This is a genomic window from Halomonas sp. BC04 (assembly GCF_000568385.1).
Genome location: NZ_AZQX01000148.1, coordinates 25,896 through 35,925, shown reverse-complemented (window position 1 = coordinate 35,925; position 10,030 = coordinate 25,896). Strand labels below are relative to the sequence as shown.

Annotated in this window: 14 protein-coding genes; 5 read left to right on the top strand and 9 right to left on the bottom strand. The window is 59.1% G+C overall.

What is annotated here, in order from left to right; all coding sequences use genetic code 11:
- Positions 1-322 (bottom strand): hypothetical protein (locus Q427_RS10485; protein ID WP_043513625.1); only part of this gene is annotated, 322 nt, incomplete at its 3' end.
- 228 nt (positions 323-550) lie between these two features.
- Between Q427_RS10485 and Q427_RS10480 the strand changes: the two genes are divergently transcribed.
- The gene (locus tag Q427_RS10480) at positions 551-1,174 is read left to right on the top strand and encodes a glutaredoxin family protein (protein ID WP_043513623.1); all 624 of its coding nucleotides are present in this window, start codon (positions 551-553) and stop codon (positions 1,172-1,174) included.
- On the top strand, positions 1,153-1,926 hold the full coding sequence (locus Q427_RS10475) for a hypothetical protein (protein ID WP_051496283.1): 774 nt from the start codon (positions 1,153-1,155) through the stop codon (positions 1,924-1,926). Before Q427_RS10480 ends, Q427_RS10475 begins: the two co-directional genes overlap by 22 nt.
- Positions 1,927-2,273: 347 nt before the next feature.
- On the opposite strand, the gene Q427_RS35265 is transcribed toward Q427_RS10475, so the two are convergent.
- From Q427_RS35265 to Q427_RS10465, 4 genes are all read right to left on the bottom strand, one after another.
- Complete coding sequence (locus tag Q427_RS35265; protein ID WP_269321224.1) at positions 2,274-2,465, bottom strand: dihydrofolate reductase family protein; 192 nt, start codon at positions 2,463-2,465, stop codon at positions 2,274-2,276.
- Positions 2,441-2,926, bottom strand: a complete 486-nt coding sequence (locus Q427_RS10470; protein ID WP_197030592.1) for a dihydrofolate reductase family protein — start codon at positions 2,924-2,926, stop codon at positions 2,441-2,443. The genes Q427_RS35265 and Q427_RS10470 overlap by 25 nt, the downstream gene beginning before the upstream one ends.
- Before the next feature lie 87 nt (positions 2,927-3,013).
- Positions 3,014-3,190 carry a diguanylate cyclase domain-containing protein gene (locus tag Q427_RS30020; protein WP_269321225.1) on the bottom strand — a complete coding sequence of 59 codons (177 nt, stop codon included), beginning with the start codon at positions 3,188-3,190 and terminating at the stop codon, positions 3,014-3,016.
- A 238-nt stretch (positions 3,191-3,428) separates the two neighbouring features.
- Positions 3,429-5,618, bottom strand: a complete 2,190-nt coding sequence (locus Q427_RS10465) for an OsmC domain/YcaO domain-containing protein (protein WP_043513619.1) — start codon at positions 5,616-5,618, stop codon at positions 3,429-3,431.
- Between the two features lie 207 nt (positions 5,619-5,825).
- Here Q427_RS10465 and Q427_RS10460 point away from each other — a divergent pair, with 207 nt between their 5' ends.
- Together Q427_RS10460 and Q427_RS10455 are read left to right on the top strand one after the other, a co-directional pair.
- Positions 5,826-6,515 (top strand): CIA30 family protein, encoded by a 690-nt coding sequence (locus tag Q427_RS10460; RefSeq protein WP_231613606.1) that lies wholly within the window; start codon positions 5,826-5,828, stop codon positions 6,513-6,515.
- The gene (locus Q427_RS10455; protein ID WP_231613605.1) at positions 6,499-6,933 is read left to right on the top strand and encodes a DCC1-like thiol-disulfide oxidoreductase family protein; all 435 of its coding nucleotides are present in this window, start codon (positions 6,499-6,501) and stop codon (positions 6,931-6,933) included. Before Q427_RS10460 ends, Q427_RS10455 begins: the two co-directional genes overlap by 17 nt.
- Before the next feature lie 30 nt (positions 6,934-6,963).
- On the opposite strand, the gene Q427_RS10450 is transcribed toward Q427_RS10455, so the two are convergent.
- The 4 genes from Q427_RS10450 to Q427_RS10435 form a co-directional block, all read right to left on the bottom strand.
- A complete protein-coding gene (locus Q427_RS10450) occupies positions 6,964-7,374 on the bottom strand; it encodes a VOC family protein (RefSeq protein ID WP_043513617.1) in 411 nt (136 codons plus the stop codon).
- 98 nt (positions 7,375-7,472) lie between these two features.
- Entirely contained in the window at positions 7,473-7,937 is a 465-nt protein-coding gene (locus Q427_RS10445) for an AAC(3)-I family aminoglycoside N-acetyltransferase (RefSeq protein ID WP_043513615.1), read from the bottom strand.
- Between the two features lie 33 nt (positions 7,938-7,970).
- Positions 7,971-8,363 (bottom strand): DUF1801 domain-containing protein, encoded by a 393-nt coding sequence (locus Q427_RS10440; protein ID WP_043513613.1) that lies wholly within the window; start codon positions 8,361-8,363, stop codon positions 7,971-7,973.
- A 270-nt stretch (positions 8,364-8,633) separates the two neighbouring features.
- Complete coding sequence (locus tag Q427_RS10435) at positions 8,634-9,062, bottom strand: dihydrofolate reductase family protein (RefSeq protein ID WP_155833530.1); 429 nt, start codon at positions 9,060-9,062, stop codon at positions 8,634-8,636.
- 235 nt (positions 9,063-9,297) lie between these two features.
- Here Q427_RS10435 and Q427_RS10430 point away from each other — a divergent pair, with 235 nt between their 5' ends.
- On the top strand, positions 9,298-9,984 hold the full coding sequence (locus Q427_RS10430; protein WP_043513609.1) for a type 1 glutamine amidotransferase domain-containing protein: 687 nt from the start codon (positions 9,298-9,300) through the stop codon (positions 9,982-9,984).
- Positions 9,985-10,030 lie beyond the last annotated feature (46 nt).

Genomic DNA, 10,030 nt, shown 5'->3' with positions numbered 1-10,030 from the left:
ACACGACGGTTCTGAGGATCATGGCGAGAAGACTCTCAAGAGCGACAACACTTCCCGCGACGTAAAGGTAGGCAATAACTCCGAGCACGAGCAGGTTGAGAACGAAGATGATGGCTGCCGCGTACTTGCCTCTCTCGATGTCACGCCATCCGAGGATGCCTGCTATGGAATACCCCACTCCCATCACTGTGTTGTAGACCAGCAGCGGCCAAAACACACCGTATCCAGGTGACGCACCGAAAAGGACGCGAATGCCCGCGAAGATCGTAACCAGACCGAACAGCAGCGCTGTCAGCGCCAAGGTTTTTTGTAGAATTCTCATAGGCGGGTTGCTTCACTTCCCGGGAGCTTTTGCGGCATTAGTTGTTTCCTGACCGTAGCCGAGCGTCTTGTTGTGAGCAATTCGATCACACAAGCATGAGTCGATTTGCCGCAATCACGTGACCACGATCAGGCCCCTCGGAGAGTGTGCCTGGTCAATCTCCTTGATAGAGGTCAAGAGGCCGTCCCTTGGCTTGGCATACTCTGTGGCGTGTCGAGGGTTCCCGCAATGAGGCAGGATGGCCGCCTGCCTGTTACGCGACCGCCACCCGGCGGCCGCCGCCGCATCGAGGCGCTGATCGCCATGTCGATTGCCAACGTATCGAAAGCACTCTGGATGGCCGTGCTGCGCATCGGCATCGGCGGGCCGCTCGGGCTGCTGACCCTTTCCCTGCTGCTAGGCATTGCGCCTCTGGCCCAGGCCGAACCGGCCACCGCCGCGCCCTCTATCTCCTCCGCACAAACTGCCGACGAGGCCGAGGTGCTCTGGTATTTCTGGCGCGACCACTGCCCCTTCTGCCGCGAGGCCGCCGCCTGGCTGGACCGGCTGGAGGATGAGCAGCCGTCGCTCGTGGTTCGCCGCATCGAGGTGGTTCAGGACCCGAACGGACGCGCACTCTTTCTCGCCATGATGGCCGAGCGCGGCGAGAGGCCCAGTGCCGTGCCCACCTTCATCCTGGGCGACGCCGTCTGGGTCGGCTTCTCCCCGGCAATCGCCGAGACCCTCGAAGCACACCTCGCCGCAGAGGGAGTGGCCACCCGCGAGGCCGACACCTCCCGCTGGCGGCTCGATCTGGGGCCCTGGGTCGCATCGACCTTGCCGGAGAGTCGATGCTCTTTGCCACCCTGCTGATAGCCTTCGTGGATGGCTTCAACCCCTGCTCGATCTGGGTGCTCAGTGTCCTGCTGGCGATGATCCTGGGCAGCGGCTCCCGTGCCCGTATCGCCGCGGTGGGCGGGACCTTCCTGCTGGTCACCGCCAGCATCTACGGGGTATTCATTGCCGGACTCTTCGCCGCCCTCTCGGTGGCCCGCCACCTGGCCGGTATCCAGCTGGTGGTGGCGCTGTTCGCCCTGGCGTTCGGCGCCGTCAGCGTCAAGGACTACTTCGCCCTGCATCGCGGCTTCTCCTTCAGCATTCCCGAACGCTTCAAGCCAAGCATCTATCGAGGCAGCCGCGAAGTGCGTCGCGAACGCCCGCTTCCCGTGACCCTGCTGGTCACCGTGGTGCTGGCCGGCGGCGTGGCGCTGGTGGAGCTGCCCTGCACCGCCGGTTTCCCGGTGGTGTGGAGCTCGCTGCTGGCCGAAGCCAGGGTCGAGGGTGCCGCCTTCGCCGGGCTGCTGGCCGTCTATCTGCTGGTCTACCTGATGATCGAGGTCGCCATACTGACTGTGGCCATCGCCACCCTCAGTATCGGCCGGATGCAAGAGAGCCACGGCCGCACGCTAAAGCTGATCGGAGGCATGGTGATGCTGGCGCTGGGGTTAGTAATGCTGGTGGCGCCAGAGCTGATGGAAAGCCTCACCGGCTCGCTTGCGGTGATCGGCGGTGCCCTGGCCGGCGCGCTGCTGGTGATGGCCATCAGCCGCCTGCGAGGCACCTGACGGCGTCATTGATGAAGGCCGACCTCGGGTAACACTGACGGGAGGCCTGCGGCCTCCAGTCGCGATCTGAAGATGCTCCAACAGCGCCGCTATTCCCTCCCCTGTGGTAGCTAGCGCCGCTTTGCGTCGCGACCGGCGCCGCCAGGCGCCTCGGCGGAGGCCTCAACGGCAGTGGTCACCGCCAGCGCCGGGTAACACCTCCGGGGGCTTTCTACGGTATTCATAGGCTGCTCAATCTACCGCAGCGTAATACGCCATCTGATCGGCGTGTGCCTTCACGAATGACGGGCGGGCCGTGGCGCGCTGCATCTCGGGAACCCAGTCGAAGGTGGTGAGGATCAGTTCGTTCACGTAACACTCCTTGTAAGGAGGATATGGGTCGCCCTTTCGGTAACCGCCCTCTCCTCGCACTGATAGCCGAGAGACCTCAGGTTGATACCGGAGAACAGGTGCTCCCCTTCACCGAGCAGCACCGGCGTGATGACGAGATGCAGCTCGTCGATCAATTGCGCCCTTAGATATTGCTGGATCGTTGCCACCCCACCGCCGAGGCGCACATCCCTGTCGCCTGCGGCCTCCCTGGCGCGCGCCAGGCAGCGTGGATGCCCTCGTTGACGAAGTAGAACGTCGTGCCGCCGAGCATCTCGATGGGATCGCGGGCATGATGTGTCAGCACGAAAACCGGCGCCTGAAACGGCGGGGTATCCCCCCACCACCCCTTCCAGCTGTCATCCGGCCAGTGGCCACGAACGGGACCAAACATGTTTCGACCCATGATCCATGCGCCGACGTTCTCGAAGCCGCGGGCCACGAAGTCGTCGTCTATCCCGGTTTCACCGCCTTCCTTACCAAGCACGTATTGTTGAAACGTCGCCGTATCGAACTGCCAATCGTGGATTTCCGGGCCATGGATGCCCAACGGGTTCTCCCGACTCTGCTCGGGGCCGGCGGCAAAGCCGTCAAGCGACAAGCTGAAGCATGACACGCGTAGCTGACTCATCGTGAACTCCTGAACGGACGCAATACACGATCAATCGTCGAATAGTACTCGTGGATTTCGACATCTCGACTTCGCGCCTACCATCAGTCAATCCGCAACAACCCGATCCCGTCCATTCTGCTTGGCAAGGTACAGCAGTTGATCGGCCTTCTCGACCAGCCAGGCTGGATTGCCGCCGTCCGCAGGAGACGCGGTGGCAACCCCCATACTGACGGTAATGTGGTGAGCGTCATGCCGAAGGCGCGCCCTTCGGACCCTGCGGATAACCCCGCAGGAACAGGATACGGCCGATCAGGAAGAACGCCACGCTAACGTGAATGGCCGCAAGCCATGAGCCTGTCGCCAGCGTGGCGGATCTTGCGCACGGCACGCGCCAGATCGATCGATTCCGGCGGTGCCTTGTAGCCCTGTTTCAAGTGGGAGGGTTTTCTATCGGATCGCTACATATGGGATCGCTTCATACAGGCCCCACTGACAGCCGTTCACGCTATCGCGTAACGATCTATGCCATAGCGGCCCTGGCAGCCCGCGCAGCATGCAGTTTCTTGTAGCTTTCGACCAGGCGCTGGTGTTTCTCCAGGCCTTCCAGCTGCATGCTGGTGAGGGTCAGGCCGTGGAAACGAACGCTGCCATTCACCGAGCCGACCACCGCCTCCATGGTCTCTTCGCCGAACATGCGCTTCAGGTTGAAGAGGAAGTCGTCCAGCTCCAGCTCGTCATCCAGCGCGATCTCAAGCACCGCACTCACCGCCCGGTAGAACAGCCCCCGCTCGACGGTGTTGTCGTTGTACTGCAGGAATATCTCTACCCGCTCCAGAGCTTCTTCATGCTGCCCCAACGCCAGGTTGATCAGCAGCTTCAGTTCGAGAATGGTGAGCTGTCCCCAGACGGTATTCTCGTCGAACTCGATACCGATCAGGGTGATGATGTCCATGTGGTCGTCGAGCTGGCTCTCGTCCAGGCGCTCCAGCAGGTCGACAAGCTGCTCGTCACTCAAGGCATGCAGGTTGAGGATCTCTTCCCGGTAATCCAGGGCCATGTTGGTGTTGTCCCAGATCAGGTCCTCCACCGGGTATACCTCGGAGTAGCCGGGCACCAGGATACGGCAGACCGGCGCACCCAGGTCTTCATGCACGGCCATGTACACTTCCTTGCGCAGGTCCTCGAGGATACCGAACAGGCAGGCGGCCTCCTCCTGGTTGGTACCCGAGAAATCCCATTCGCAGAACGTGTACTCCGACCGGGCACTGAAGAAGCGCCAGGAAAGCAGCCCCGAGGAGTCGATGAAGTGCTCGACGAAGTTGTTGGGCTCGGTCACGGCCATGGTGTTGAAGGTCGGCGGCATGAAGTCGTTCAGGCCCTCGAAGCTGCGCCCCTGCAGCAGCTCGGTGAGGCTGCGCTCCAGCGCCACCTCGAAACTCGGGTGTGCGCCGAAGGAAGCAAACACACCGCCAGTTCTGGGGTTCATCAGGGTGACGCACATGACCGGGAACTGCCCGCCCAGGGAGGCATCCTTGACCAGCACGGGGAAGCCCTGGGCCTCCAGCGCCTGGATGCCTTCGACAATGGCGGGATACTTGGCCAGCACCTGCTGGGGCACGTCGGGCAAGGCGATCTCTTCCTCGATGATCTGCTTCTTCACCGCCCGCTCGAAGATCTCCGAGAGGCACTGCACCTGTGCCTCCTGGAGCGTATTGCCGGCACTCATGCCGTTGCTGAGGTAGAGGTTCTCGATCAGGTTCGAGGGGAAGTAGACCGTCTCGCCGTCCGACTGGCGCACGAAGGGCAAGGCAACGATACCCCGCTCGCTCTTGCCGGAGTTGGTGTCGATCAGGTTGGAGCCGCCCAGCTCGCCATCCGGGTTGTAGATCGCCAGGCAGTGGTCGTCCAGAAGGCCCGCGGGTAGCTCATCGTTCGGGCCGGGCTTGAACCACTCCTCGTTGGGGTAGTGGACGAACGCGCTGTTGGCGATCTCTTCGCCGAAGAACTGGTCGTTATAGAAGAAGTTGCAGCTCAGGCGCTCGATGAACTCGCCCAGCGCCGAACACAGCGCACTCTCCTTGGTGGCGCCCTTGCCGTTGGTGAAGCACATGGGCGAGGCGGCATCGCGAATATGCAGCGACCACACATGGGGCACGATATTGCGCCAGGAAGCGATCTCGATCTTCATGCCCAGGTCGGCCAGAAGGGCCGTCATGTTTGCAATGGTCTGCTCCAGCGGCAGGTCCTTGCCCTCGATCCAGGTGCTGGATTCGCCTTCGGGCTTGGCCAGCAGCAGGGCCTGGGCGTCCTCATCCAGGTTCTCCACGGTCTCGATCTGGAACTCCGGCCCGGTCTGCACCACTTTCTTGACCGTGCAGCGGTCGATGGAACGCAGGATGCCTTCACGGTCCTTGTCGGAGATGTCTTCCGGCAACTCGACCTGAATCTTGAAAATCTGGTTATAGCGATTTTCCGGATCGACGATATTGTTCTGCGACAGGCGGATATTTTCAGTCGGAATATCGCGCGCCAAGCAATAAACCCGAACGAAATAAGCCGCACAGAGTGCAGAAGACGCCAGGAAGTAGTCGAAGGGACTTGGCGCCGAACCCTCGCCCTTGTAGCGAATGGGCTGGTCGGTGATAACGGTAAAATCGTCAAACTTGGCTTCTAGCCTGAGATTTTCGAGAAAATTGACTTTGATTTCCATGGAGCACCGGACGAGTTGGCGTGGGCAGAATGAGGTGGGAAACCCTCCATTATCCAGCATTTTGTGTCGAACGTCATGGTAGGTGCAAAAAAATGGGGCGGTGCCATCTGATGGGCTGAGCGCGGTCGGCAGTGGCGTGCCGATGGGCAGCATGCGAAGCTGACCATGCTTGGCCGGTCCATCTGATTGCTACGATGAGGAATTTTCATGCCACGTTTTCTCCTGATCACCATGATCATCATCGTCAGCACCGTGGCCGCCATGTTTTCGTTTCTCTTTTTCTTCTCCGACGTTCAAGCTGGCCAACATCCGGTTACCGTGACGGAAGACGCTGCATTACCAGGAGCGCCCATGACGCATCTAATCGACTTCCAGGACCCCGGCGAGTCGAACCGCTGGCGGGCCATCAACGACAACGTGATGGGAGGGGTTTCCCAGGGCGGCATGTGGGTCGAGGCCGGCGTCGGTTTCTTCAGCGGCGAAATCTCGCTCGAGAACAACGGCGGGTTCGCCTCGGTACGCCGTGACCCGGAAGACTTCGACCTGAGCACTGCAACTGCCCTTGTTCTCCACGTTCGTGGCGATGGCCGCCGCTACCAGTTGCGACTGTATACCGACCAGCTGCCAAGCGGGGCTGCCTATAGAGCGCCATTCCAGCCGCCAGCCGGCGAGTGGCAGCGAATCGTCCTGCCCTGGCATGCCTTCGAGGCGATATTCCGAGGCCGACTGCTCAAGGATGCCCCGCCCTTGGCAACGGACCAGATCCGCCAGGTCGGCCTGATGATCGCCGATCGCCGAGATGGCCCCTTTCGTCTGGAGGTGGCGAGCCTCAAGACGCTGGAAGCAGGCGACGAAACGGAAACGAATGAGACGGACTCAAGTGACAGCCGACACTAGCGCCAATGCCGCGGGGGTAGGCCACGACTCTCGGCCTCGCCTGCGCCTGGTGTATGACGGCGAATGCCCGATGTGCCGCCACTACGTGCGTCGGCAGCGCATTCGCCAGGAAGTCGGTGAACTCGAACTCATCGATGCCCGGGAGGATAGCGACGCCCAACGCGAGCTTACCCAGCTCGGCATCGACCTGGACCAGGGCTTCGCCCTGCAGATCGGCGATCGCTGGTACCATGGCAGCGAGGCCCTGCACCGCCTCACCCTGCTCGGCACCCGCAGCGGCATGTTCAATCGTCTGATGTATCGGTTGTTTGCCAGACATGGGCGCACGGCAAGGCTCTATCCGATGCTGAAGGCGTGTCGAAACGGGTTGCTGAGACTACTGGGAAAAACGCCTATCGGTAACTTGCGGCGCAGATAGCGTCGGGCATCGATAACGGAGTTCTGAGCATCATTCATGCAACCAAGGTGCGTAGCTTAGCCCGACCAACACGCCTTCCGGACTCATGAATCTGGCAACCGTCTGCCCCCACGGCTCCGTCCGTGCCTCATGCACAAACAGCTGGCCTTTCTCTTTCATCTCCACAACGGCGGCCTCTACCGCGGCGGCATCAGCCAGCTCGAACTCGATCGTCGCGGTGGGCTCGGGCACGTCGTCCGGCCACTCATCGGTGCCAAAGCAGGACTGAGCCGCCATCGTCAGAGGCCATACCCCGAAATGATTCGCCCCGGGAAAGTGATCCATGTAGCGATAATCATCCAGCTTCTCCAGCGGCAGCCCCAGGATATCCTGGTAAAGCGCTACACTGGCGGACGGCTCCTTGGTGATGGCAGCAAAACCAGCAATACACACGATGTTCATTTCTCCTCCGTCAAGGCATGGAATCCATGCATGAGGCGAATGAGTTTTTGATGACCGCTATCCAAACGGCTGCATTGATATGCTATGTGACGCCGCCATTATGAACAATCAACCGGAATATCAAAATGCAAGATATCCTCACGCTTGCCTAGCTTGCTGTACAAAGCAATGGCAGGTTCATCCTCTTCATTAGTATCGGCCTGAACGAATATGACATAGGCGCCTCGTTGAGCGGCGATCTCTTTCAGTTTCTCGATCAAGGCGGTTGCGATCCCCTCGCGACGATGCCCCGATCTAACGGCGAGATCATAAATGTAGATCTCGCTACGCTCCTGCTCAAATTTCTTCAGCTCGTAGGCAGCAATACCTCCAACGACTTCGCCATTTTTCACAGCGGTCAAAGCAATAAAGGCATCACCGGATAAAAGCCCGCGAAGGTATGCCTCGCTTGGGGTATTGCCGGTGTAAGTGCCCATCTCGTGGAAAGCTTCGCCGAACATGACCAGCATGCCCTCAAGAATCGAAACATCATCTGGAGCAAGGTGGTGAAGACTGGCAGACATCGATCACCTCCAATTTACGACCATCAACCCGACTTATTTCAACCTCTCCAACCGACCTTTCCGACGAGTTATGTTCTTGTAATCCCATTGAATCTCCTTGGACTTTTCCAGCCACCGCTTCAGGTCAACCACATTGATTTCCGAGACATCATTATAGAAAACGGATGCATCCTTGAATTTCTTTCCGACTACGTCAAGTCCAGGCTCTTCAAAATCCGCTCCGCTCCAGAACATCAACCGTATCCCCGGTTTTTGCTTGCTGTATCCGACAGTCGGGTTGCCTTCCAGAAACCAGACTGGATGAGTATGCCATATCTTGTTTTCAGCTTCGGGCAGGCATCGGTCGATTTCCTGGGCAAGCAGGTCGCATACTGCTTTGTGCCGAGGCTCTTGCTGCTCATTGTACTTCAGAGTCTCAGAATTCATTGCATCCCTCCACAAGCATTAGCGCCAGATCTCAACCATAAAAGGCACGAATATCTCCTGGATAACATCGCCCTCAGGACGACTTTATCCGGTAGCGAAGATGCACCATATCCGCACCGTCCACGACCTTTTCTTGCTCAAGATAGATCGGCATTGATTCAATGACATCAAATAGCCGAACCCCTTTCCCCAACAAAATGGGAACAACATGCAACTATATTTCATCCACAAGACCTGCCTGAATGGCACTGACCCCAACTTTCCCTCCAGCTATGCCAATATTTCGGCCACCCGATAGTTCAAACGCCTGATCGACTGCGCTTTCAGGTTGTCGATGAATTTTATCCTAGAGTTTCCTTCAGGCGGGTTGGTCGAGGGGTTAGTCGTTACCACAAAAAATGGAATATCCTTGACCGGGTAGCTTCCGCCCCATCCATCAACCAGCTCGTACGTCCGCCGACCAAAGATCATGGCTCCTATCTCCGAAAAGAAGTCGGATACTATCTTTGTGTTGTTCCCGCTGGTCTTGAAAAAGCCATGGTATTGAGGGTCGATATTTTCTTTATGCACTGTACTACCTTGACGCATCCAGTAGTGTAGCACTTCCCCACCATTACCTAGTGGGTACTCGCGGCAATCGTTTTCTCCCGAGACGTAGCCATCCAAGGAAATGGACATATTGAGTACTGCATTGCTCATAAATCTTCTCCTAGCCAGCTGCCCTTGTCCTTCCTGCATCTGGTCGTTTCGTGCAGAAAAAAATCGACAGGAGCGTGGATGCGTCGTGCAAGCTGTCGCCAAGGCGCTACGCTCCTGATAGAGCGCATGACAATGCCGTATCGGGAATCGCTGGTTCTCAAAGACTAGCCGCTCCACTAGGATGATGACCAACGCCATTCACTCCCTGCCACCGGCAGCAAGAAAGGAGAGCTACATGAGCAAACGCATATTGATGGTATTGACATCCCACGATCGCCTCGGCGATACCGGCGAACCCACCGGCTTCTGGCTGGAGGAGCTGGCGGCACCCTACTATGCCTGCCTGGACGCCGGCGCCGAGGTGACACTGGCCTCCCCCAAGGGCGGAAAGCCGCCACTGGACCCCAAGAGTGACTCCGAGGAGAGCCAGACCGACGCCACACGCCGATTCCAGCAGGACGACCAGGCGCAGCAAGCGCTGGCCAACACGCATAGGCTGATCGAGGTAAACGCCGACGACTTCGACGCCATCTTCTACCCGGGAGGCCACGGCCCGCTGTGGGATCTGGTTGACGATGCGGACTCAATCCGTCTGATCGAGACGTTCTGGGCACAGAAGAAGCCGGTGGCTGCCGTTTGCCACGCTCCTATCGTGCTTATCCATGCCCGCGATACCGAAGGCGAGCCGATCATTAGAGGCCGCGAGGTCACCGGCTTCACCAATGAAGAGGAAGAGGCCGTGGGCCTCACCGGGGTCGTTCCAAGGCTCGTTGAGAATGCTCTCAAGGAAGGCGGCGCTCACTATTCCAAGGCGGATGTGTTCACCCCATACACGCGCCGAGACGGCCAGTTGATCACCGGTCAGAACCCGCCCTCTTCCGAGCCTGTCGCAAAAGTATTGCTGGAAGCACTTGGCCAATAGGGCTTCAGCAATCGAAAAACTCAATGACTACCGGCCTGCTTGAGGC

What these genes read in the sequence shown, in the direction of transcription:
- Q427_RS10435 (WP_155833530.1), bottom strand. Translation starts at nt 9,062, where the DNA reads ATGAGCAATGCAGTACTCAATATGTCCATTTCCTTGGATGGCTACGTC.
- Q427_RS10475 (WP_051496283.1), top strand. Translation starts at nt 1,153, where the DNA reads ATGCTCTTTGCCACCCTGCTGATAGCCTTCGTGGATGGCTTCAACCCC.
- Q427_RS10445 (WP_043513615.1), bottom strand. Translation starts at nt 7,937, where the DNA reads ATGTCTGCCAGTCTTCACCACCTTGCTCCAGATGATGTTTCGATTCTT.
- Q427_RS10460 (WP_231613606.1), top strand. Translation starts at nt 5,826, where the DNA reads ATGCCACGTTTTCTCCTGATCACCATGATCATCATCGTCAGCACCGTG.
- Q427_RS10465 (WP_043513619.1), bottom strand. Translation starts at nt 5,618, where the DNA reads ATGGAAATCAAAGTCAATTTTCTCGAAAATCTCAGGCTAGAAGCCAAG.
- Q427_RS10450 (WP_043513617.1), bottom strand. Translation starts at nt 7,374, where the DNA reads ATGAACATCGTGTGTATTGCTGGTTTTGCTGCCATCACCAAGGAGCCG.
- Q427_RS10430 (WP_043513609.1), top strand. Translation starts at nt 9,298, where the DNA reads ATGAGCAAACGCATATTGATGGTATTGACATCCCACGATCGCCTCGGC.
- Q427_RS10480 (WP_043513623.1), top strand. Translation starts at nt 551, where the DNA reads ATGAGGCAGGATGGCCGCCTGCCTGTTACGCGACCGCCACCCGGCGGC.
- Q427_RS10440 (WP_043513613.1), bottom strand. Translation starts at nt 8,363, where the DNA reads ATGAATTCTGAGACTCTGAAGTACAATGAGCAGCAAGAGCCTCGGCAC.
- Q427_RS10470 (WP_197030592.1), bottom strand. Translation starts at nt 2,926, where the DNA reads ATGAGTCAGCTACGCGTGTCATGCTTCAGCTTGTCGCTTGACGGCTTT.